Origin of the sequence: Actinomycetospora callitridis (genome assembly GCF_028737265.1) — a bacterium.
Taxonomy (GTDB): domain Bacteria; phylum Actinomycetota; class Actinomycetes; order Mycobacteriales; family Pseudonocardiaceae; genus Actinomycetospora; species Actinomycetospora callitridis.
This window is the reverse complement of record NZ_JAQZAK010000002.1, coordinates 987,437-1,008,482: the sequence shown is the minus strand read 5'-3', so window position 1 is coordinate 1,008,482 and position 21,046 is coordinate 987,437. Positions and strand designations below refer to the sequence as shown.

Here is a 21,046-nt window from a genome sequence, read left to right as displayed (position 1 = left end):
CACAGTGACGAGGTCACTCCGGGTGAGGAGGGTGCGCCATGGCGACCTCACGACCGCGTCGGCTCTTCGGCCGCGATCACGACGAGCGGGAGGCCGACACCGCGCCGCCCGCCTACACCGGCGTGGGGGCGCCCCGCCCCTACGACCCGCCCCCCGGAGCCCCGGATGCCCCGGCGCCCGTCGCCCGGCCGACCCGGCAGATGCCGCCGGCGCAGGTACCGCGGCCCGCACCGTCGCCGCACGGCTCGGTGACGCCCGCGCAGTACGAGCGAGCCGGCCGGGACCGGCGTGCGGCCGATCAGCAGGTCGGCGTCTTCGAGCGCTTCGACGCCAAGCTGACCGCCCAGATCCACGAAGCCACCGAGGCCGAGCGGTACGACTACGTGCGCGAGCTCCTGTCGCGGCGCATCGCGGTGCGCTCGCGTCTGGAGGAGGCCACGCTGCGGCGCAACCGGCTGGTCCAGACCGAGGAGGAGCTCGCCCGGGGCCTCGACGCGCAGACGGCCCGCGGGCGCCGGTGAGCGAGGGCCGGGTGACTCAGCGCTGGGTGTGCGGCACGACGTAGACGGCCGTGCCGTAGGCGGCGATCTCGCTGGCGGTCTGGGCGATCTCGTTGCAGTCGAAGCGCAGGGCGAGCACGGCGTTCGCGCCGTGGGCCTGGGCCTCCTCCGCCAGCCGTCCGAGGGCCTCGTGGCGGGAGTCCGACAGCAGCTTCGACAGGCCCTTGAGCTCGCCGCCGGCCATCGCCTTGAAGCCGGCGCCCATGGTCGAGAACATGTTGCGGCTGCGGACGGTGAGCCCGAAGACCTCGCCGAACACACGCGTGACCTCGTAGCCCGGGAGGTCGTTCATCGTCGAGAGCAGGATCGGGTACCGCTGACCCTGGAACTGTCCCTGCGGCTGGTTCATGTGGCGGAGCGTAGCGACGCGACCGGCCGCGTGGCGGGCCGTCCGCCGGGCGGTCGGTCCGTCAGACGAGCGCGTGCAGGGCGGCGCGCACCATGGCGACGAGCAGCGGCGCGGCGACGTCCGGACGCGTGTGCCCGGCGCTGCGCGGCGTGGAGTTCATCAGCCCGAACGCGGCGTGGGCCCGGACCCGCGCGGCCTCCTCGGTCGCGGCGAACCCGGCCCGGCGCAGCGCGTCCACCCAGACCTCGACGTAGGCGCGCTGCAGCCCGCGGACCCGGCGCCGGGCGGCGTCGGGGAGGTTCGCGAGGTCGCGGTCCTGGACGGTGATGAGCTCGGGCTGGTGCAGCGCGAAGTCGGTGTGGAACGCGATGAGCGCCTCGAGCAGCTCGACGGGGTCGGTGGTCTCCGCAGCGCGTTCCTGGCCGCCGGCGAGCAGGTGCTCGCTGATGCCCACCAGCATCTCGGCGAGCAGGCCCTCCTTCGACGGGAAGTGCCGGTAGAGCGCAGGCCCGCTGACGCCGACCGCCGCGCCGATCCCGTCGATGGAGACGCCGTGGAACCCGTGGCGGGCGAACAGCCGGGCGGCCTCGACGAGGATCTGCTCGCGGCGTGACGTCGTGACGGGCACGCTCGCACCCTACGGCCTCTTGCCAGGGGACGTGAACGGTCACTAACGTGAGCGAGCGTTAACGTGCGGTCCGCACGTCGACGTCGACGAGGAGGTCGCCCGTGGCTGCGCCGAGCACCGACCACGTGAGCGGAATCCGTGGCGACAGCCACGACGACCGCGCACAGGGCGGGCACCACGCCCTCGTCGCCGACCTGCGCGAGCGGCTGGCCGTCGCGCGTCTCGGCGGCCCCGAGCGCAGCCGCGTCCGGCACGTCGAGCGGGGCAAGCTGCTGCCCCGCGAGCGGGTCGACGCCCTGCTGGACCCGTCGAGCCCCTTCCTCGAGCTCTCGCCGCTGGCGGCCACCGGGATGTACGGCGACGCGGCGCCGGGTGCGGGGATCATCACCGGCGTCGGGCGGATCGCGGGGCGCGAGTGCGTCGTCGTCGCCAACGACGCCACCGTCAAGGGCGGCACCTACTACCCGATGACGGTGAAGAAGCACCTGCGCGCGCAGGAGGTGGCGCTGCACAACCGCCTGCCGTGCATCTACCTCGTCGACTCGGGCGGGGCGTTCCTGCCGCAGCAGGACGAGGTGTTCCCCGACCGCGAGCACTTCGGCCGGATCTTCTACAACCAGGCGACGATGTCCGGGCTCGGCATCCCGCAGATCGCCGCCGTGCTCGGCTCGTGCACCGCCGGCGGGGCCTACGTCCCGGCGATGAGCGACGAGGCCGTGATCGTCCGCAACCAGGGCACGATCTTCCTGGGCGGCCCGCCGCTGGTGAAGGCGGCGACGGGCGAGGAGGTCACCGCTGAGGAGCTCGGCGGCGGCGACCTGCACGCGCGCACCTCCGGCGTCGTCGACCACCTCGCCGAGGACGACGCGCACGCGCTGTCGATGGTGCGCGACATCGTCGACACCCTGGGCCCGCGCGTCGCGCCGCCGTGGGAGCGGCGCCCCACCGTCGAGCCCGCGCACGACCCGAGTGAGCTCTACGACGTCGTCCCGGTCGACGGGCGCACCGCCTACGACGTGCACGAGGTGATCACGCGTCTCGTGGACGGGAGCGCGTTCACCGAGTTCAAGCCGGAGTACGGGACGACGCTCGTGACGGGGTTCGCGCGGCTGCACGGGCACCCGGTCGGGATCGTCGCCAACAACGGCGTGCTCTTCCGCGAGTCGGCGCTCAAGGGCGCGCACTTCGTGGAGCTGTGCGACCAGCGCGCGATCCCGCTGGTCTTCCTGCAGAACATCACCGGCTTCATGGTCGGGCGCGAGTACGAGGCGGGCGGCATCGCCAAGGACGGCGCCAAGATGGTCACGGCCGTCGCCACCACGCGCGTCCCCAAGCTCACCGTCGTCATCGGCGGCTCGTACGGCGCCGGCAACTACGCGATGAGCGGGCGGGCCTACTCGCCGCGCTTCCTGTGGATGTGGCCCAACGCGCGGATCAGCGTCATGGGCGCCGAGCAGGCGGCCACGGTCCTGGGCACCGTCGGGTCGTCCGACGCCGAGGGCGTGCGCGAGCAGTACGAGCACCAGGGCCACCCGTACTACTCGACCGCCCGGCTCTGGGACGACGGCGTCATCGACCCCGCCGAGACCCGCACGGTCCTGGGCCTCGCCCTCTCGGCGTGCGCCAACGCCCCCCTCGACGCGCCGCACTTCGGCGTGTTCCGGATGTAGTGCAAGCCCTGCGTCCTCGCTTGCACTCAACGCCAGGAAATCCGCATCCTCGCCCCGTCAGAGAGGCCACCGTGTTCACCAGCGTGCTGATCGCCAACCGCGGCGAGATCGCCGTGCGGATCACGCGGACCCTGCACGCCCGGGGCCTGCGCGCGGTGGCCGTCTACACCGACCCCGACGCGGGCGCGCCGCACGTGGGCGCCGCCGACGTCGCGGTCCGCGTGCCCGACTACCTCGACGGCGCGGCGATCCTCGCGGCCGGCGCGGCGCTCGGTGCCGACGCCGTGCACCCCGGCTACGGCTTCCTCGCCGAGAATGCCGGCTTCGCCCGCCAGGTGGCCGAGGCCGGGATGACGTGGATCGGCCCGCCCCCCGAGGCCATCGAGGCCATGGGCGACAAGATCCGCGCGAAGGCCACCGTCGGCCCCGCGGGTGTGCCGCTGGTGCCCGGGTCCGACGGCACGGGTCTCGACGACGCCGCCGTCGCGGCCGCGGCCCGCGAGGTCGGCTTCCCGGTGCTGCTCAAGCCCAGCGCGGGCGGCGGCGGCAAGGGCATGCACGTCGTCGAGCGCGACGCCGACCTCGACAGCGCCATCGCCGCGGCGAGACGCGAGGCCAGGAGCTCCTTCGGCGACGACACGCTGCTCGTCGAGCGCTACGTCACCGACCCCCGCCACGTCGAGATCCAGGTGCTGGCCGACCGGCACGGCGGCGTCGTGCACCTCGGCGAGCGCGAGTGCTCCCTGCAGCGGCGCCACCAGAAGGTCGTCGAGGAGGCCCCGTCGGCCGTCCTCGACGAGACGCAGCGACTCGAGATGGGGAAGGCCGCCGTCGAGGCCGCCCGGGCCTGCGGCTACGTCGGCGCCGGCACGGTCGAGTTCGTGACGAACTCCGACGCGAGCGAGTTCTTCTTCCTCGAGATGAACACCCGCCTGCAGGTCGAGCACCCCGTCACCGAGGAGGTCGTCCGGGTGCGCGGCGCGGGGCTCGACCTCGTCGCCGAGCAGCTGCGCGTCGCCGCCGGCGAGGCGCTGGGCTACGGCCAGGACGACGTGACGCTCGAGGGTCACGCCGTCGAGGTCCGCCTCTACGCCGAGGACCCCGCCCGCGGTTTCCTGCCCACCGGCGGGACGGTCCTGGACCTGGTGTGGCCGCCGCACACCCGCGTCGACGCCGGGGTGGAGATCGGCACCGAGGTCGGGTCCCGCTACGACCCGATGCTCGCCAAGATCATCGCCAGCGGTCCGGACCGTGCCGCCGCCCTCGACCGCCTCGACGCCGCGCTCGCCGCCACCACCGTGCTCGGCGTGCGCACCAACCTCGCCTGGCTGCGCACGCTGCTGAACGACGAGGACGTCCGCGCCGGCCGTCTCGACACCGGGCTCATCGCCCGTCTCGACCCGCCCGCCGACGACATCCCCGAGGACGTCCTCGCCGCCGCGGCGCTCGCCGGCCTGCTCGACCTGCCCGCCGGCGACGCCCCGTTCGACCGCCTGGGCGGGTGGCGCCTCGGCGCCGACCCCGCGCCGGCGCGGTGGCGTCTCGTCCCCGCCGCGGGGGCGAGCGGCGACCCCGTCGACGTCGCCGTGGCCGGTCCGCCGGACCACGCGAGCGTGACGATCGGCGAGGACGGAGCCACCAGAGGAGTCTCGGCCCGGAGACAGGGCCCCACCCTCGTCGTCACCCTCGACGGTGCCACCCGCGGCTACCGCACCGCGATCGCCGGCGGGGTGCGCTGGCTCGCGCGTGACGGCGACGCCTGGGCCCTGCGCGAGCAGGAACGCCTGCGGGCGGCCCGCACCGCCGCCGGGGGACAGGACGGTCCGCTCACCGCCCCGATGCCCGGCACCGTGACCGCCGTCGAGGTCGCCGAGGGCGACCACGTCACCACCGGTCAGCGCCTCGTCGTCGTCGAGGCCATGAAGATGGAGCACGTGATCTCCGCCCCGGTGGACGGGGTGGTCAAGGACCTGGCCGCGAAGGCCGGCGCAGCGGTCGCCCTGGACGCGCCGCTCGTCACCGTCGTGCCCGAATCAGGAGAATGATCATGCAGTTGTCCGAGGAGCACGAGGCCCTGCGCGCCACCGTCGAGGACTTCGCGCAGAAGGAGGTCGCCCCGGTCATCGGCGACTTCTACATCAAGGAGAAGTTCCCGTACGCGCTCGTCGCGAAGATGGGCGAGATGGGCCTGTTCGGCCTGCCCGTCGGCGAGGAGTACGGCGGCATGGGCGGCGACTACGTCGCGCTGTGCGTCGCGCTCGAGGAGCTCGGCCGGGTCGACCAGTCGGTCGCCATCACGCTCGAGGCCGGGGTGTCGCTGGGGATCATGCCGCTGCTGCGGTTCGGTTCCGACGAGCAGAAGCAGCGCTGGCTGCCCGACCTCGCGGCCGGCCGGACCCTCGGCGGGTTCGGCCTCACCGAGGCCGGGGGCGGCTCGGACGCCGGGGCCACCCGAACCACCGCGAAGCTCGACGGCGGGGAGTGGGTGATCAACGGGACGAAGGCGTTCATCACCAACTCGGGCACCGACATCACCTCGCTGGTCACGGTCACCGCCGTCACCGACCGCGGCGAGGACGGGAAGAAGGAGATCTCGGCGATCCTCGTCCCGTCGGGGACCGACGGCTTCACCGTCGCCCCGTCGTACTCGAAGGTCGGCTGGAACGCCTCCGACACCCACGAGCTCGCCTTCGACGACTGCCGGGTGCCCGAGGAGAACCTGGTCGGCACCCGGGGACGGGGCTACGCGCAGTTCCTGTCGATCCTCGACGAGGGCCGTGTGGCGATCGCCGCGCTGTCCACCGGCGCCGCCCAGGGCTGTGTCGACGAGTCGGTGCGCTACGCCCGCGAGCGCGAGGCCTTCGGTGCCGCGATCGGGAGCTACCAGGGCATCCAGTTCAAGATCGCCGAGATGGAGTCGCGCACCGTCTGCGCCCGCCTCGCCTGGCAGGACGCCGCCGCGAAGATGTCCGCCGGGGTGCCGTTCAAGAAGGAGGCCGCGATCGCGAAGCTCGTGAGCTCCAACGCGGCGATGGACAACGCCCGCGACGCCACCCAGATCTTCGGCGGCTACGGCTTCATGAACGAGTACCCCGTGGCCCGGCACTACCGCGACTCGAAGATCCTGGAGATCGGCGAGGGGACGAGCGAGGTCCAGAAGATCCTCATCGCCCGTCACCTCGGGCTCTGAGGGCCGGAGGCCACGTGAGTGATCCGGGTCGTCCCGTCGACCCAGATCCCTCACGTGCGCCGGAGGCGCCTCTCCCGCAGGGCCAGGAACAGCGGGAACGTGAACGCCACGGCGATCACGAAGCTGAGCACCACGAGCAGCACCAGGCCCAGCGGGCGGAAGCCGAGCCGACGGCCCTCGACGACGATGACGATGCAGGCCGCGACGGCCATGACGATGATGTCGACGGCCGCCGAGGAGCTCGCGGCGTTGGCGAACCAGCCCCCGAGGTAGTCGGTGCCGCCCGTGGCGAAGAAGCTCAGGTTGAACCACCACGTCCCGACGAGGCCGACGAGCGACAGGACGAGGTAGACGGCGACGAGGGCGGGGTGGCCGGTGCGGGCGGGGGCGACGGTGGTCGGTGTGCTCATCGCTGGGTCTCCAGGACGGTCGTCGGGGTGGTGCGGGGGCGCAGGACGGCGGCGGTGGCCAGCGCCGTGACGACGACCAGCGCCGCGCCGACGGCGATCGTCGGGCCGTCCGGGGCGATGATCGACTGGCCGCGCAGGGCCTGCCAGACCAGGAGCAGCGTCAGCCCGGCCCAGAACCCGCCGGCGATGCCGACCAGCCGCGCCCGGACCGCCACGTCGCGCAGCACCGGCACGCGCGGCGCGAGGGCGAGCAGCGCGAAGGCGAGCAACGGCAGGCCCTGCAGGGCGTGCAGGCCGACGAAGTGACCGATCCGCAGGTCGCCGCCGGTGGTGCTCCAGCCGACCAGGGGCAGGGCCGCGCCGCCGTCGGGCACACCGACCGCGTGCGCCCCGGCCGTCGGCATCGACCCCGTGGAGCTCGCGGCGGCGATCTGCGCCCCCGTCGGGCTCGTCATCAAGAACGCCGTGGCCATCCCGAGCAGGGTGACGACGAGCCCGAGCCGCACCGCCCGGGCGATGTCGACGGGCAGCGTCCGTTCGCGCAGCAGCAGGACGCCGAGCCCGGCGGTGGCGACCCAGAGCACGACGATCGTCGTCCCCATGACCGCCCAGACGGCCGTGTCGAACGCCGTGGCGACGTTGAAGTGGCTGGCGCGCCCGCGGACCACCTGCCCGACGATGGCGATCATCTCGATCGTGCCGGCGGTGGCGACGACGGCGCCGGCGCGGCGGGCCCACCGCCGTGCCGCCGGCGAGGCGACCAGCGAGATCATCCACACCAGCGTCGCGCCGTACAGGACGAAGCTGACCGAGAACTTCAGGGGCTTGGCCCAGATCGGCTGGCCGCCGAGGAGGCGGGGGTCGAGCGCGAGCCCGGCCAGGCACACGGCGGCGAGCACGGCCATGGCGACGGTGAACACGGCCAGGGAGCGTGACTCCCGAGCGAGTGATCGGATAGTGGCACTGTCCATGAACGGAGAGTAGAACTATCCGCGTCGGACGTCCAGAGGGGAGCGGGATGCGGGTCGCGGAACTGAGCCGCCGGTCGGGCGTGAGCGTCGCGTCGATCAAGTACTACCTGCGCGAGGGTCTGCTGCCGCCCGGCGAGCTCACGAGCCCGAACCAGGCGCACTACGACGAGGAGCACCTGCGCCGCCTGCGCCTGGTGCGCGCGCTGCTCGACGTCGGCGGGCTCACGGTCGCGGGCGCTCGGGATGTGCTCGCGACGGTCGACGACGAGCAGGTCGACCTGCACCACGCGCTCGGGACCGCGCAGGACGCGGTGATGGCGCGCGTGCAGCCCGTCGAGGACGACGCCTCGGTGCGCGCGGAGAAGGTCGTCGCGGACCTCGTCGCCCGCCGCGGGTGGCGGGTGACCGAGAACAACGCGGGCCGGCGTGCCGCGGTCGACGTCCTCGCGACCCTCGACCGGCTCGGTGGCGACCAGGTCGTCGGGCTGCTCGACGTTTACGCCGAGGCGATGGAGGCCGTCGGCGACCGGGAGGTCGCGGCGGTGGTCGACCGCGACGAGCGGGAGGGCTCGGTCGAGCGGGTCGTCGTCGGCATCGTCCTCGGGGGCGCGCTCATCGCCGCGCTGCGCGGGATGGCCGAGGAGTCGGCGTCGGCCCGGCGGGTGGGCCCCGGCGAGCAGCGATAGCGTCCGGGCGTGGCCGCACCGATCGACTTCCCGTCCCGCATCGGCGTCTGGTGGACCAGCGACACCTGGTCGATGCCGGACGCGCAGCAGGCAGCCCGCGACATCGAGGCGATGGGCTACGGCTCGCTGTTCTACGGCGAGGCCTACGGCAAGGAGACGCTGACGCAGGCGGGCGCGTTCCTCGCCGCCACCGACCGCCTCGTCGTCGGCACCGGCATCGCCAACATCCACGCCCGCGACCCGATCGCCGCCGAGTCCGGCGCGCGCACGCTCACCGCGCTGCACCCGGGGCGGTTCGTGCTCGGGCTCGGGGTGAGCCACGCGCCGCTGGTCGAGCGCGGCCGCGGCGGCACGTACGAGAAGCCGCTGGCCACGATGCGCGACTACCTCGCACGGATGGCCGCGGTGCCCGAGCAGATCGAGCCCGGCGTGGGCCGTCCCGCCCGTCTCGTCGCCGCCCTCGGCCCGAAGATGATCGAACTCGCGGGCGCTGAGACCGACGGCGTGCACCCCTACCTCGTCCTCCCCGAGCAGAGCCGCGTCACTCGCGAGGCCCTGGGGCCGGACAAGTGGGTCGTCACCGAGCAGGCCGTCGCGGTGGGCGACGACGCCGAGGACGCGATGCGCCGTGCCCACGCGCACCTCGAGGTGTACTCGGGACTGCCGAACTACCGGAACTCCTGGCTGCGCCAGGGCTTCGAGGAGTCCGACCTGGTCCGCGGCGGCTCGGAGCGCCTCGCGCGGGCCCTCGTGGGCATGGGCGACCTCGAGACCGTGGCGGCGTCGGTGACCGCGCACCTCGACGCCGGCGCGGACCACGTGCTGGTCCAGGCCCTGGGCGACAACCCCATGTCCGACCCCCGCCCGGCCCTGCGCGAATTGGCGGGCGCCCTCGGTCTGTGAGCGAAGTTCACGGCTATAGCCGTGAACTTCGCTCACGTACGCAGGTCGGTCCGGATCGGGTGACCGGGCGGGATCTCGACGAGGACGATCGCGCGGCCGTCGGGGTCGGCGATCCAGCACTCGTCGAGCCCCCACGGCTCGCGGGCCGGCTCGCGCGTGATCGTCACGCCCCGGCCCCGGAGCTCGGCGACGGCGTCGGGCAGCGAGCGGACCTGCAGCCACAGGGCGTCGTCGCCGACCGCGACCGCACCCGCCTTCGAGAGCTCCAGGTAGCCGGTGCCCAGGAAGAACACCACGCCGCCGGGGAACTCGCGGGCCACGGCGAGGCCGAGGGTCTCGGCGTAGAACGTCCGGGACAGCTCCCAGTCGCGCGGACGCACGAGGATGCGGCTCGAGAGGATCTCCACGGGCGTTCCCTCCGTCTCGTGTCACGATTGGCCCGGTGACCGGCGGGAACCTCAGCGGGGTGAGTTCTCCCGAGCCCGACCCGAGGCGCTGGCGCGCCCTGGCGGTGTGCCTGATCGCCGGGTTCATGACGCTGCTCGACGTCAGCATCGTCAACGTCGCCCTGCCGGCGATGCAGCGGGGGGTCGGCGCGTCGTCGGCCGAGCTGTCCTGGGTCGTCTCGGGCTACGCCCTGACCTTCGGGCTGGTGCTCGTCGCCTCGGGACGTCTGGGCGACGACCGCGGGCGCAAGAAGATGTTCCTGCTCGCGCTCGCGCTGTTCACGCTGACGAGCGCCGCGGCCGGGATCGCGCCGAACGCGGAGACGCTCGTCGCCGCCCGCCTGCTGCAGGGCGCGGCCGGCGGGATGCTCAACCCGCAGGTCATCGGCTTCATCCAGCAGCTGTTCACCGGCCGCGAGCGCGGGCGGGCCTTCGGGCTGTTCGGCGCCGCGATCGGCATCTCCACCGCCATCGGCCCGCTGCTCGGCGGGCTGCTGCTGCAGTGGGGCGGCGAGGCCGACGGCTGGCGCTGGGTGTTCTACGTCAACGTCCCGATCGGTGTCGCCGCCCTGGTCCTCGGCGTCCGCCTGCTCCCGAGGGACGCGCCCACGGCGACGGAACGGCGGCCGCTCGACCTCGTCGGGGCCGTCCTGCTCGGCGGCGCGGTCGTGGCGCTCATGACCCCGCTCGTGCTCTCCGAGCAGGACCCGACGAGCGCGCCGTGGTGGCTGCTCGGGGTCGCCCTCGTCCTGCTGCTGGCGTTCGTCGCCTGGGAGCGCCGGGCCCGCCGGACGCACGGGCACCCGCTGGTGAACTTCGGCCTGCTGCGCACCCGGAGCTACGCGCTGGGCACCTCGCTGGGACTGCTCTACTTCGCCGGCTTCACCGCGATCTTCTTCGTCGTCACCCTCTTCCTGCAGAACGGCCGCGGCTACACCCCGCTCGAGGCGGGACTCGCCCTGACGCCGTTCGCGCTGGGCTCCGCCGTGACGTCGGCGATCGGCGGGCGCCTGGTGTCGCGGCTGGGCAAGTCGCTGGTCGTCCTCGGGCTCCTCGCGGTCGCCGTCGGGCTGATCGCCGTCGACGTCGTCCTACGGCTCGATCCCCAGCAGGTCGGCTGGGCGATCGCCGCGCCGCTCCTGCTCGCCGGCATCGGCAGCGGCTTCGTCATCGCGCCGAACCAGACCCTCGCACTCGAGGAGGTGCCCCCGCGGGAGGGCGGCACGGCGGCCGGCGTCCTGCAGACCGGGCAGCGCATCGGCTCGGCGGTCGGCATCTCCGCGGTCGGCGCGGTGTTCTTCGGCCAGCTCACCGCGACGGGCGGCGACTGGTCGCTGGCCATCAGCCAGGGCCTGATCGGCGCCGTCGCGTTCGTCGTCCTCGCGCTGCTGCTCGGGCTCGCCGACCTCGCCCTCGACCGCCGGCGTCGGCGCGCCGCCACCGCTGCCGAGGGGCCGACGACGGAGGAGGACCCCGCCCACACCCCCGTCCCGCACCACCCCGTCGCGGTCGACGGGTCGACGCTGCGGGGCCGGGTCACCGACCGGCAGGGGGACGGGCTCGGGGGTGCGACGGTGACGCTCGTGGGCGCCGACGGCCACGAGGTGGCCGTCGCCGCGGTGGACGAGGACGGGGCCTTCCACCTCGAGCCGCACGAGGCGGGCACGTTCCAGCTCGTCGCCCGGGCCGACGGCCACCCGCCCGAGGTGGGCTGGGTCGCCGTCCCGGCGTCCGGCGAGGTCGTCCGCGACGTCGCGCTGGGCACCCGGTCGTCGGCGACGGATTGAGGCGTCCGTCCGGGGGTACCTACCCGTCCGTCCAGCGCGCCGGAGGCGGCGCGTGGTGAGGAGGCTCTCATGGCGCAGGAAGACAAGGTCGACAACAAGGCCCAGGAACTCAAGGGCAAGGTCAAGGAAGGCGTCGGCAAGGCGGTCGGCAACGAGCGCCTCGAGGCCGAGGGCAAGAAGGACCAGACCGCCGGCAGCCTCAAGAACGCGGGCGAGAAGGTCAAGGACGCCTTCCGCGACTGACGCCGGACACCGACGGCGGGGCGGCCCGGACCGGGTCGCCCCGCCGTCGGTCCCTCACAGTCGTTTGAGGGGCGGCGGCGCCGCGCCGTCGTCGCCCGACAGGGACGCCTGCGCCGGCGAGCGCGCCAGCACCACGACGCCCCCGAGCGCGAGCACCAGTCCCAGCACGAAGGCCGGCGTCCAGCCCGGCCGCACGGAGTCGCCCAGCGCCACGAGGCCGAGCAGGCCCGGCGCCAGCGTCTCGGTCACCGCGAGCACCGCCACCACCGGGCCGACCGACCCCCGACCCAGCGCCACCGTGTAGAGCGCGAGCCCCAGCAGCGCGAAGCCGAGCAGGGTCCAGATCACCGGGTCGGCCACCGCCTGGCGGGCCATCTCGCCGAGGGACCCGTCGAGGTCGATCATCCGGACCGCCACGGCGGTGCCGCCGAACGCGAGCCCGGCGAGGAACGACACGAGCATCGCGCGGCGGCTGCGGATGGCGATCGGTACCGACACCCCCAGCAGGACCACGAAGACGATCACGAGCGCGACGATCCCGGCCGTCGTGGGCCGGACGCGCTCGTCGTCGACGCTCGCGCTCGCCACCAGCAGCGCGAGGCCGAGGACGTTCGCCCCCGCCGCCGCGAGGTCGAGACGCCGCAGCGGGGTGTCGAACACCCAGTGCGACGCGATCACCGTGATGCCGACCTGGCCGGCGACGATCGCCTGCACGGCGACGATCGGCATGTAGCGCAGGGCGAGCACCGTGAGCACCCAGCCGCCGATGTCGAGGGCCAGCCCGCCGAGGTACATCGGGTGCAGCACCACCGTCGCGGCCCGGGTCGCCCGACGGGTGGCGCTCGCCTCCAGCAGCGCCGCACCCGCGTTGGCTCCTGCCGAGGCGAGCGCGAAGAGCAGGCCCAGGAGGAGCACACACCCAGTCTGCCTTGGGATGATCGCCCCATACCGGCGCCGGACCGGCGCGTCCGATCGTTCGTCGACCGGATCGGTGCCCGACACCTGGAGGAGGAGCATCCGTGGCTCTCGACGCCACCGCCGTGTCGCTGGTGGTCCTCGGACTGCTCATCGTGCTGGCGGCGCTCGCGGACCGCCTCGCGGGCGGGGCCCTGGCCGCCGTCCCCGGCGCGGTGCGCGACACCGCGATCGTCGGTGTCCTGGTCGCCCTCGCGGGTGTCCCGTTCGCCCTGGTCGCCACCGACGAGGCCCTGGCCGCGGCGGACTCACCGGTGCTGGGCTGGGTCGTCGAGAACCGCGCCGCCGGGCTGACCGCCGCCGCCGAGGGCGTCTCGTTGGTCGGCGGCACCGTCGGCACCGGCGGGCTCGCCGTCCTCTCGGCCGTGGTGCTCTTCGGGCGCGGCCACCGGCGCACGGCGCTGATCTGGGTGCTGGGCGTGGTCGCGGGCGCCGTGACGATCCGGCTGGTCAAACTCGCGGTCGAGCGTCCGCGCCCGCCCGAGTTCCTGCGCCTCGCCCCGGAGACGACGGCGTCCCTGCCGTCGGGCCACGCCCTGATGAGCGCCCTCGGGCTGGGGCTCACGGCGGCCGCGGTGATCGCCCTGACCGTCGGGACGCGGCACGCCGCCCTCGTGCGCACGGTGGCGGTCGTGCTCGCCGTCCTCGGCGCGCTCCTGGTCGGCGCCAGCCGCGTCTACCTCGGCGTCCACTGGACCACCGACGTGACCGCCGGCTGGCTCCTCGGCGCGGCGCTGGCCACGACCTGCGTCACGCTGGCCCGCGTGCTCGACGCCCGGGACCGGCTGGGCGACAGCCCGGCCCCGGACCCGTGGCTCCGCGACCCCGTGGCGGATTCCCCGAAAGACTGACGCCGGGCGGGTGCCGATCGGGCGCGTCGATCACCAACCGGCGCCCGATTGCTCCGTCCGAGATGCTCTGCCTACGCTTGTCTCGTCCGCTCGGGTGAACGAGGTGAGCCGTGGTTGCCGTACCGCTGCTCGTGCTGGGCGCACGCGTCTCCGGCCTCGTCACGGCGCTCTTCCTCGCCCACCAGGGCTTCCCCGTGCACGTCCTCGAGCGCGACCCGCCCGTGGACGGCGACCAGGACGTCGCCGTCCTGCCCCCGCACGCGCTGCGGGAGCTGGCCGTCCTCGGCCTCGCCGACGCCGTCTGTGCCCGGGCCTGGGAGCCGGTCCGGCTCACGCACGCCGACGCCGTGACCGGCGCGCTGCTGCGGGTCGCCGATCTCGGTGACGCCGTCCGCACACGGTTCGGCCGCCCCTACGTCCTGGTCCCGCACGCAGTGCTCCGCGCCCTGCTCGTCACGGCCTGCGCGGCCGACGAGATGGTCACCGTCGAGTACGGCCGCACCGCGGCCTCGGTGGACGACCTCGGGGACGCCGTGCTCGTCACCGACGATTCCGGCGGGACCTACCGCGCCGAGGCCGTGGTGGGCGCCGACGGCCCCGGCAGCCGGCTGCGGGGGCACCTGGCCGGCGGTCACGCCGTCTCCGCGCCCTATCTGCTGCACCGCGCGCCCGGGCCGGCGCCGCCCGACGGCGTCCTGCGGCTGTGGTCCTCCCCGTCGCTGCACGTCACGCACGCCGGAGTCCCGGGCGGCGGGGGCACGGTGTCGGTGACGGTGCGCGTCGACGCCCTCGACGAGATGCACCGCGACGGCGTCGCCGCCGTCGTCGGGCGGCTCATGGCGGCCACGGCGCCGGACGTCCGCGCAGCGGCAGGCGAGGCCGTCGGGACGCGCCCGCCGCGCGTGCTGCGCCACCACGTGCCGCTGCAGCGGGGCGCGCGCCACCGGATGACCGTCGTCGGTGCCGCGGCCCAGCCGATGCTGCCGCACACGGCGCAGGCCGTCGCGGTCGATCTCCTCGACGCGGCGGCGCTCGGGCGCGCCTTCGACCATGCGGACGGCCGGATCGTGCCCGCGCTCGACGAGTACGCCCATGTGCGCGCGGACCCGCGGGCGGCCACGGCCGTCCGGGCGCACGACTTCGCCGCCCTCTGCCACGCCGAGGGCCTGGTGCGCCGCCTGCGCGACCGGCTCTGGCGCACCGACGCCATCGACGCCACGGCGGCCGTCGTCGACGCCAGCGGGTGGGGTCCGGTCGCGGGCGGGCCTGCCGGTCGCCCGAGGCCGTCCGACGGACGGTGGCCGGGCCCGGAGCGTCCCGGCGTGGCGGGGCCGTCCCGGGATCCCTCCGGCCCCGCCGGTCCGATGGCCGGGTGACGCCCGGGGCGGGAGGATGCGGCCGCGTGAGCACCCCCATCGAGAGCTCCACCGACGCCGTCCTCACCCCCGACACCGTCGCCCTCGACGGGCTGCGCCTGCACTACCGCATCGGGGGCAGCGGCCCGCCCGTGGTGCTGCTGCACGGCTGGCCGCAGACCGGCCACTGCTGGCGCCACGTCGCCGGACCGCTGGCCGCCGAGCACACCGTGATCGTCCCCGACCTGCGCGGCTACGGGGCCAGCGACAAGCCCACGGGCGGCTTCGACAAGCGCACGATGGCGCGCGACATCTCCGCGCTCGTCGAGCACCTCGGCCACGAGCGGGTCGCCGTCGTCGGGCACGACCGCGGCGGGCGGATCGCGCACCGCTGGGCACTCGACCGGCCCGAGCAGGTCACGCGCCTCGCCGTCCTCGACATCGCGCCGAGCCGCGCCACGTGGCAGCGCATGGACGGCGACCTGGGCGCGAAGTACTGGCACTGGCTCTTCCACCTGCAGCCCGACCTGCCCGAGCGGTTGGCCGGCGCCGACGTCGAGGGCTACCTGCGCTACTTCCTCGAGAAGTGGACCTACGCGCGCGAGGGCCTCGAGCCGTCGGCGATCGCGGAGTACGTCCGCGCGTTCTCGCAGCCCGGGGCGCTGCGTTGCGGCTTCGACGACTACCGCGCCCACCCCGTCGACTCCGCGCACGACGAGGAGGACCACGCCGCGGGCCGACGGGTCACCCAGCCGCTGCTCGCGCTGTGGGGCGCCGACGGGGTGATGGGCACGACGCTGCCGCTGCTCGACATGTGGCGCGAGTACGCCGACGACGTGCGCGGCCGGGCCATCGAGCGCTGCGGCCACTTCGTGCCCGAGGAGCGGCCCGCGGAGGTGCTGGAGGAGTTGCGGGGCTTCCTCGCGCAGGGAGGATGAGGGTGTGAGCAGCCCCCTGAAGATCGAGGCCGATCCCGAGGAGCTGGGCTTCGACCCGGCGCGCCTGAACCGCATCCAGGAGCACTTCACCCGCTACGTCGACGACGGACGTCTCGCGGGCTGGCACGCGGTGGTGGCCCGCGACGGGAAGGTCGTGCACTCGTCGAGCGCCGGCCACCGCGACGTGGAGGCCGGGCTGCCGGTCACCGACGACACCCGCTGGCGCCTCTACTCGATGACGAAGCCGATCACCTCGGTGGCGGCGATGATGCTCTGGGAGCGCGGGCTCTTCGAGCTGACCGACCCGATCAGCCGCTGGCTGCCCGAGTTCGCCGAGCCGCGGGTGTACGTCAAGGGCTCGTCCGGCAAGCCGCTGCTCGAGGCGGCCACGGAGCCCATCCGCGTGTGGCACCTGCTGACCCACACCGCCGGGCTGACCTACGGCTTCCACCACGCCCACCCCGTCGACGAGCTCTACCGCGCCGCCGGCTTCGAGTGGTCCGCGCCCGCGGGCCTCGACCTCGCCGGCTGCGTCGAGGCGTGGGCGAAGCTGCCGCTGGTGTTCCAGCCGGGCACGGAGTGGAACTACAGCCACGCCACCGACGTCCTCGGCCGGCTGATCGAGGTCGTCGCGGGCCAGCCGCTCGACGCGTTCCTCCAGGAGAACGTCCTCGGGCCGCTGGGCATGGACGCCACCGGCTTCGTCGTCGACGACCCCGACCGCCTCGCCGCCCTGTACCTCCAGAACCCCTCGACGGGCCGTGCCCTGCTCGCCGAGACGGCCGGCATGGGCGCCATGGCCCGTGAGGCCCTCGAGCCCACGTGGCTCGGCGGCGGGGGCGGGCTCGTCTCGACGGCCGGGGACTACCACCGGTTCACGCGGATGCTGCTGGGCCGCGGTGAGGTCGACGGCGTCCGCCTGCTCGGCAGCCGCACCGTCGACTACATGGGCCGCAACCACCTGCCCGGCGGCCTCGACCTCGAGCAGGTCGGGCGGCCCCTGTTCGCCGAGATGCCGTTCGACGGGGTCGGGTTCGGTCTCGGGTTCTCGGTGGTGACCGATCCCGTCCGCTACCGCACGCCCGCCAGCCCCGGCGAGATGGCGTGGGGCGGGGCGGCGAGCACCGCGTTCTGGGTCGACCCCCTCGAGCGCATCTCGGCGATGTTCTTCACCCAGTTGCTGCCCTCGAGCGCGCACCCCATCCGCACGCAGCTGCGCGGGCTCGTCTACCAGGCACTGATCGACTGAGCGCGTCCGCCCGAGGCGCACGGCCGGGTGCGCGCCACCGTGCCGGCCCCGATCGTTGCGCTGCGTGACCGGATCGGGACGAAGCGGGTGCACGGAAATCTTTCCGATCGTCACTCGGGAAGGGGGCTGCGTCCGTGCGGGCGGCTGGGTAGCGTCGTCGCGACTCGGACGAGGGACGGCATCGGGCACAGCCAGTGACCGGTGCCGTCGTCGTGACGGGTGATCCCGCCGCGCGAGCTGTGGCAGCGGGTCGGGACCAGGCGGCCACCGGGAGCCAGCATGAATGCGACATCAGGACCTCGCCGACGACCGAACGGACCGCATCCCGAGCGCACCGCGCCGGACGAGCCGACGGTGCCGGCGCAGCGCACGGCGGCCGACGTCTACGGGGTGAGCGACGACCAGGTGCACCGCGCCCGGATCGCCGTGGCGCGCAACTCCCTCGACTCCGAGGACTGCCGCGAACTGCTCGACATGCTCGGACTCATCGGCGAGGGGGGCGACCCGCCTCCCGTCCGGCGCTGAGACGAATTCGTCCGAGCCAGGACGGATTTGCGCGTGGGCGGCCCCTCCCCGGGTCGCTCCCGCGCTAGCGTGACCGCCGATGTCCGACCACGCCGAGGCCGCATCGCGCGATCCCGCCGGGACGCGCGGGGTCGTGCCGCGCCAGGCGCGGGCGCTGGCGACGCGGAGCGCGATCCTCGCCGCGGCCGCCGAGGAGTTCGCCGACGCGTCGTACCACGAGGCCTCGCTCTCGCGGATCCTCGAGCGCAGCAAGGTCACCAAGGGCGCCCTGTACTTCCACTTCGTCTCCAAGGAGAGCATCGCGCTCGCCGTGGTCGACGAGATGGAGGTCGTGTGCCGCGAGATCGTCGACCGCGCCGCGGCACGCGGCCTCGATCCCCTCCGGACGGCGGCCCAGGTGGCCCGCGAGGTCCAGGACGCCCTCGCCGGCACCACGCTGCGCGCCGGGCAGCGGCTGTGCTCCCAGGGCTTCGCCGGCCCCCACCGCCCCGGATGGCCCTTCCGGTTCTGGGAGGAGGTCTTCTTCGACCTCTTCACCCGCGCCGGCGAGACGGGACTCCTGCGGCCCGAGGTCGACCCCGCCTCCTTCGCGCGCACGGTGGTCGACGTGTCCGCGGGCGCCTTCGTCGTCTCCCTCGGCATCACCCGGCTCGCCGACCTCGCCCAGCGGGTGTGCGAGAACTGGGAGCTGCTCCTGAACTGCACGGCCGACCCCGGTTGGCTGGAAGGCTGGCGCGCCGAGGGCGGCATGGGGGCGGTGCTCGGGCCGCATCTCCTGGCCGGACGGCGGGACGGAAGGGGGTGGGTGCCGGAGTCCTGAGCTCCGTCACCTATGCTTGGTCCGCTCCCAACGGGTACGCCGTTGGCGGGTAGGGTCCTCAGCCAGAGGGTCGCGCCCCCATCGTTCAGCGGCCTAGGACTCCGCCCTTTCAAGGCGGCAACGCGGGTTCGAATCCCGTTGGGGGTACGGTAGGTCAGCACGATCAAGGCCCAGTGGCGCAGTTGGTTAGCGCGTCGCCCTGTCACGGCGAAGGTCGCGGGTTCGAGTCCCGTCTGGGTCGCTCCACGGTCGAGGTTCTTCCTCGACCTCTCGGCCAGGTAGCTCAGTCGGTACGAGCGATCGCCTGAAAAGCGATAGGTCGGCGGTTCGACCCCGCCCCTGGCCACACCAGCCCACCAGCGGAAACGCCCGGTGGGCTTCGTGCTTTCAGTGACCGGGCAGGCTGGACCGGTGGACACCGTCCTGACCGCGAGCGTCGTCTGCGGCATGTTCGGCGTCCTGGTGGTGCTCTTCCTGGCGGCGATCCTGCGTGTCCGACGTGGTCGCGGAGCCGGCCGGGTCGTGGTTGAGCGCCTCGCCGAGATGGACGACTGGTTACCCCCGGGCGGCGGCGTCAGCTCGACCAGGAGCGCCTCGTCGCGACCGCCCGCGTCGACACCCGGACCGGCGACGGCGACCCGCTCGACCGCGTCTCCGACGCGGCGGAGCTGCGCCGTCGTCTGGAGACGTCCGACGGAGCTGGTCCTGGCGGTCACGGCCGGCGGTCCTGACTCGAGGACGTCAGCGCGAGCCGGCGCCGTACCGAGGTCAGCCAGCCCGTGCGGTCACCAGAGAGATCGAGATCGACCACCTGGGCTGCCTGATCATCGGGCAGCCGGCTCACCCGCCCGACGCCATGAACGCGTCGTAGGCGGCCTGGTCCTCGTGGATGAACCGGGCCTCGCGCACCTGGCGCCCGTCGATCTCGAAGACGACCACCTGGGACGACGTGAACGTCCGGTCGCCGCGCACGCCCGTGACGTCGACCAGGGCGACCGCGCGGTCGTCGTCGGCCAGGACGTCGCGCACCGCCAGGCGGAGCCCGCCGCCGGTCTCCTCGGCCATCCGGCGCCAGAACGTGAAGATCGCGTCGGGGCCGACGTGGGTCCCGGCGAGCGCCCCTCCGCCGGCGATGACCCACCGGGTGTCGGGCCGGAGCGCCTTGGCCAGCGCGCGGCCGTCGCCCCGGTCCATCGCCGCGTAGAGCTCGCGGACGAAGACCTCGTTCGGGTGCGCCACCGCGGCAGCGTCGCGGGCGCCGACACGGTCGTCAACGACCCGTCGAGGAGGCGCCCGCCGACCGTTCGTCCCGTGCTCCCCACCGGACGGCGAGACGCGCGGACGTTCGTCGACGCCGGAGAAGTCGCTCGTAACGCCGTCACCCGATCGAGCGACACGGTCCCCGAAACCGGCAGTGGAGTCGAAGGGGGGCCGGCGTGGAGTGGATCGTGGCGGTCGGGGCGTTCCTGGTCATCTCGGTGATGGTGATCGGCCTGCCGATGTACCTGGTGGCGACACGGTGGACGACGCGGTCGGAGCGTCTGGCCGCCGAGGCACGGCGCCGGGCGTCCGCGTACCCGGCCCCGCCGGTGCCGGCCGCGCGCAGCGCCGGGCGGCGCCGCAAGGTGCTCAGCGGCTGACGGTCACCCCGCGACCAGCCGGACGCCGCCGGCGCCGTGGTCGCGGGCGTAGTCGAGCATCCGCGCGAGGTCGCTGACGCCGTTGCTCGCGGGCACCGGCGCGAACTGCAGCGTGGAGAGCACGCCCAGGGCGGTGCCGTCGGCCGAGAGGAAGGCGCTGCCCGAGTCGCCGGGGATGCCCGGGGTGGCGGTCAGGACGTCGTGGCTCCAGCCGCCGCCCCGTGTGGCGACGACGGTGCCGATCTTCGGGCTGAGCAGCGTGACGCCGCCGCGCAGCTCCGAGTTGCCGTAGCTGCGCACGATCTCGCCGGGACGCGTGCCGTCGGTGTCGACGGCGGTCGGGCCGCCGAAGACCGGCACGGCGGCGGTGACGCTCGCCGCGTCGGCGGGGTCGAGGCGCACGAGGGCGAAGTCGTTGTAGGCGCAGGCGTCCGGGTCGCTCTCGCCGGCCTCCTGCATCGCGAGCCAGGAGTTGTAGGCCAGGGCGCCCGGGCGGCTCGCGCCGGCGATCTCCACGGGTGTGCCGAGGGGCAGCGAGCCCGCGGTGCAGCCGTCGACCTGGTCCGCGCCCCCGGTGCCCGAGCAGTGCGCGGCCTGCCCCAGGTAGGTGTCCTCGCCGTCGGTGAAGACGAAGTTCGAGGTGCACTGCCCGCCGTCGGTGCGGGTCTGCACGCCGGGGTGGACGCCCGGGGCGGTGGGCACCGGCTCGTCACCCGGGGCGGCGTCCGCGGGCGCGACGGCGAGCCAGGCTCCCGCCGCCACGGCGGCACCCGTCACCAGCGCGGCGAGGGTGCGGCGGGCCGAGCGTCGTGCAGGCATGTGGTCTCCCCGGGGCGTCCGTCGCGTCCAT

General features: G+C 74.2%; 24 protein-coding genes and 3 tRNA genes. 18 read left to right on the top strand and 9 right to left on the bottom strand.

The window, feature by feature from the left end:
* Positions 1–38: 38 nt before the first annotated feature.
* The gene (locus PH191_RS10800) at positions 39–521 is read left to right on the top strand and encodes a hypothetical protein (protein WP_274194563.1); all 483 of its coding nucleotides are present in this window, start codon (positions 39–41) and stop codon (positions 519–521) included.
* A 16-nt stretch (positions 522–537) separates the two neighbouring features.
* Here PH191_RS10800 and PH191_RS10795 read toward each other — a convergent pair whose 3' ends face one another.
* Complete coding sequence (locus PH191_RS10795; RefSeq protein ID WP_274194562.1) at positions 538–909, bottom strand: YbjQ family protein; 372 nt, start codon at positions 907–909, stop codon at positions 538–540.
* 61 nt (positions 910–970) lie between these two features.
* Complete coding sequence (locus tag PH191_RS10790) at positions 971–1,537, bottom strand: SACE_7040 family transcriptional regulator (RefSeq protein WP_274194561.1); 567 nt, start codon at positions 1,535–1,537, stop codon at positions 971–973.
* 125 nt (positions 1,538–1,662) lie between these two features.
* Between PH191_RS10790 and PH191_RS10785 the strand changes: the two genes are divergently transcribed.
* The 3 genes from PH191_RS10785 (at position 1,663) to PH191_RS10775 (ending at position 6,397) form a co-directional block, all read left to right on the top strand.
* Complete coding sequence (locus tag PH191_RS10785; RefSeq protein WP_274194721.1) at positions 1,663–3,207, top strand: carboxyl transferase domain-containing protein; 1,545 nt, start codon at positions 1,663–1,665, stop codon at positions 3,205–3,207.
* A 71-nt stretch (positions 3,208–3,278) separates the two neighbouring features.
* Complete coding sequence (locus tag PH191_RS10780; protein WP_274194560.1) at positions 3,279–5,252, top strand: acetyl/propionyl/methylcrotonyl-CoA carboxylase subunit alpha; 1,974 nt, start codon at positions 3,279–3,281, stop codon at positions 5,250–5,252.
* Positions 5,249–6,397, top strand: a complete 1,149-nt coding sequence (locus tag PH191_RS10775) for an acyl-CoA dehydrogenase family protein (RefSeq protein ID WP_274194559.1) — start codon at positions 5,249–5,251, stop codon at positions 6,395–6,397. The genes PH191_RS10780 and PH191_RS10775 overlap by 4 nt, the downstream gene beginning before the upstream one ends.
* 50 nt (positions 6,398–6,447) lie before the next feature.
* On the opposite strand, the gene PH191_RS10770 is transcribed toward PH191_RS10775, so the two are convergent.
* Complete coding sequence (locus PH191_RS10770) at positions 6,448–6,807, bottom strand: DUF2834 domain-containing protein (RefSeq protein ID WP_274194558.1); 360 nt, start codon at positions 6,805–6,807, stop codon at positions 6,448–6,450.
* The gene (locus tag PH191_RS10765) at positions 6,804–7,727 is read right to left on the bottom strand and encodes a hypothetical protein (RefSeq protein WP_274194557.1); all 924 of its coding nucleotides are present in this window, start codon (positions 7,725–7,727) and stop codon (positions 6,804–6,806) included. Before PH191_RS10765 ends, PH191_RS10770 begins: the two co-directional genes overlap by 4 nt.
* 98 nt (positions 7,728–7,825) lie before the next feature.
* Here PH191_RS10765 and PH191_RS10760 point away from each other — a divergent pair, with 98 nt between their 5' ends.
* Both PH191_RS10760 and PH191_RS10755 read left to right on the top strand, forming a co-directional pair.
* Positions 7,826–8,464, top strand: a complete 639-nt coding sequence (locus PH191_RS10760) for a MerR family transcriptional regulator (protein WP_274194556.1) — start codon at positions 7,826–7,828, stop codon at positions 8,462–8,464.
* A gap of 9 nt (positions 8,465–8,473) precedes the next feature.
* Positions 8,474–9,367, top strand: coding sequence for an LLM class F420-dependent oxidoreductase (locus PH191_RS10755; RefSeq protein WP_274194555.1), 894 nt, complete (start codon positions 8,474–8,476; stop codon positions 9,365–9,367).
* Positions 9,368–9,399: 32 nt separating this feature from the next.
* Here the strand turns inward: PH191_RS10755 and PH191_RS10750 are convergent, their stop codons facing one another.
* Positions 9,400–9,774, bottom strand: coding sequence for a VOC family protein (locus PH191_RS10750; protein WP_274194554.1), 375 nt, complete (start codon positions 9,772–9,774; stop codon positions 9,400–9,402).
* Between the two features lie 59 nt (positions 9,775–9,833).
* Here PH191_RS10750 and PH191_RS10745 point away from each other — a divergent pair, with 59 nt between their 5' ends.
* Together PH191_RS10745 and PH191_RS10740 are read left to right on the top strand one after the other, a co-directional pair.
* Positions 9,834–11,600, top strand: a complete 1,767-nt coding sequence (locus PH191_RS10745; protein ID WP_274194553.1) for an MFS transporter — start codon at positions 9,834–9,836, stop codon at positions 11,598–11,600.
* Positions 11,601–11,669: 69 nt separating this feature from the next.
* Positions 11,670–11,843, top strand: coding sequence for a CsbD family protein (locus PH191_RS10740; protein ID WP_274190989.1), 174 nt, complete (start codon positions 11,670–11,672; stop codon positions 11,841–11,843).
* A gap of 54 nt (positions 11,844–11,897) precedes the next feature.
* On the opposite strand, the gene PH191_RS10735 is transcribed toward PH191_RS10740, so the two are convergent.
* Entirely contained in the window at positions 11,898–12,758 is an 861-nt protein-coding gene (locus tag PH191_RS10735) for a hypothetical protein (protein ID WP_274194552.1), read from the bottom strand.
* Between the two features lie 104 nt (positions 12,759–12,862).
* Between PH191_RS10735 and PH191_RS10730 the strand changes: the two genes are divergently transcribed.
* The 9 genes from PH191_RS10730 to PH191_RS10690 all read left to right on the top strand — a co-directional run bounded on the left by PH191_RS10730 (position 12,863) and on the right by PH191_RS10690 (position 18,902).
* Positions 12,863–13,669 carry a phosphatase PAP2 family protein gene (locus PH191_RS10730; RefSeq protein WP_274194551.1) on the top strand — a complete coding sequence of 269 codons (807 nt, stop codon included), beginning with the start codon at positions 12,863–12,865 and terminating at the stop codon, positions 13,667–13,669.
* Positions 13,670–13,779: 110 nt separating this feature from the next.
* Positions 13,780–15,045 carry an FAD-dependent monooxygenase gene (locus tag PH191_RS10725; protein WP_274194550.1) on the top strand — a complete coding sequence of 422 codons (1,266 nt, stop codon included), beginning with the start codon at positions 13,780–13,782 and terminating at the stop codon, positions 15,043–15,045.
* Between the two features lie 26 nt (positions 15,046–15,071).
* A complete protein-coding gene (locus PH191_RS10720; protein ID WP_274194549.1) occupies positions 15,072–15,962 on the top strand; it encodes an alpha/beta fold hydrolase in 891 nt (296 codons plus the stop codon).
* Positions 15,963–15,966: 4 nt separating this feature from the next.
* Positions 15,967–17,211 (top strand): serine hydrolase domain-containing protein, encoded by a 1,245-nt coding sequence (locus PH191_RS10715; protein WP_274194548.1) that lies wholly within the window; start codon positions 15,967–15,969, stop codon positions 17,209–17,211.
* A gap of 354 nt (positions 17,212–17,565) precedes the next feature.
* Positions 17,566–17,736, top strand: a complete 171-nt coding sequence (locus tag PH191_RS10710) for a hypothetical protein (protein WP_274190983.1) — start codon at positions 17,566–17,568, stop codon at positions 17,734–17,736.
* A gap of 79 nt (positions 17,737–17,815) precedes the next feature.
* Positions 17,816–18,556 (top strand): TetR/AcrR family transcriptional regulator, encoded by a 741-nt coding sequence (locus PH191_RS10705; RefSeq protein WP_274194547.1) that lies wholly within the window; start codon positions 17,816–17,818, stop codon positions 18,554–18,556.
* Between the two features lie 74 nt (positions 18,557–18,630).
* Positions 18,631–18,703 (top strand) — tRNA-Glu (locus tag PH191_RS10700).
* Between the two features lie 20 nt (positions 18,704–18,723).
* Positions 18,724–18,797, top strand: a tRNA-Asp gene (locus PH191_RS10695).
* A 31-nt stretch (positions 18,798–18,828) separates the two neighbouring features.
* Positions 18,829–18,902 (top strand) — tRNA-Phe (locus tag PH191_RS10690).
* A gap of 366 nt (positions 18,903–19,268) precedes the next feature.
* On the opposite strand, the gene PH191_RS10685 is transcribed toward PH191_RS10690, so the two are convergent.
* Together PH191_RS10685 and PH191_RS10680 are read right to left on the bottom strand one after the other, a co-directional pair.
* The gene (locus tag PH191_RS10685; protein WP_274194546.1) at positions 19,269–19,400 is read right to left on the bottom strand and encodes a hypothetical protein; all 132 of its coding nucleotides are present in this window, start codon (positions 19,398–19,400) and stop codon (positions 19,269–19,271) included.
* Positions 19,397–19,795: a nuclear transport factor 2 family protein gene (locus PH191_RS10680; RefSeq protein WP_274194545.1), complete on the bottom strand. Its 399-nt coding sequence runs from the start codon at positions 19,793–19,795 to the stop codon at positions 19,397–19,399. The genes PH191_RS10685 and PH191_RS10680 overlap by 4 nt, the downstream gene beginning before the upstream one ends.
* A gap of 197 nt (positions 19,796–19,992) precedes the next feature.
* On the opposite strand from PH191_RS10680, the gene PH191_RS10675 reads away from it, so the two are divergent.
* Positions 19,993–20,196 (top strand): hypothetical protein, encoded by a 204-nt coding sequence (locus PH191_RS10675; RefSeq protein WP_274194544.1) that lies wholly within the window; start codon positions 19,993–19,995, stop codon positions 20,194–20,196.
* A 3-nt stretch (positions 20,197–20,199) separates the two neighbouring features.
* On the opposite strand, the gene PH191_RS10670 is transcribed toward PH191_RS10675, so the two are convergent.
* Positions 20,200–21,015: a serine protease family protein gene (locus tag PH191_RS10670; protein ID WP_274194543.1), complete on the bottom strand. Its 816-nt coding sequence runs from the start codon at positions 21,013–21,015 to the stop codon at positions 20,200–20,202.
* Positions 21,016–21,046: the final 31 nt, after the last annotated feature.

What these genes read in the sequence shown, in the direction of transcription:
- PH191_RS10800 (WP_274194563.1), top strand. Translation starts at nt 39, where the DNA reads ATGGCGACCTCACGACCGCGTCGGCTCTTCGGCCGCGATCACGACGAG.
- PH191_RS10795 (WP_274194562.1), bottom strand. Translation starts at nt 909, where the DNA reads ATGAACCAGCCGCAGGGACAGTTCCAGGGTCAGCGGTACCCGATCCTG.
- PH191_RS10775 (WP_274194559.1), top strand. Translation starts at nt 5,249, where the DNA reads ATGATCATGCAGTTGTCCGAGGAGCACGAGGCCCTGCGCGCCACCGTC.
- PH191_RS10770 (WP_274194558.1), bottom strand. Translation starts at nt 6,807, where the DNA reads ATGAGCACACCGACCACCGTCGCCCCCGCCCGCACCGGCCACCCCGCC.
- PH191_RS10760 (WP_274194556.1), top strand. Translation starts at nt 7,826, where the DNA reads ATGCGGGTCGCGGAACTGAGCCGCCGGTCGGGCGTGAGCGTCGCGTCG.
- PH191_RS10740 (WP_274190989.1), top strand. Translation starts at nt 11,670, where the DNA reads ATGGCGCAGGAAGACAAGGTCGACAACAAGGCCCAGGAACTCAAGGGC.
- PH191_RS10705 (WP_274194547.1), top strand. Translation starts at nt 17,816, where the DNA reads ATGTCCGACCACGCCGAGGCCGCATCGCGCGATCCCGCCGGGACGCGC.
- PH191_RS10670 (WP_274194543.1), bottom strand. Translation starts at nt 21,015, where the DNA reads ATGCCTGCACGACGCTCGGCCCGCCGCACCCTCGCCGCGCTGGTGACG.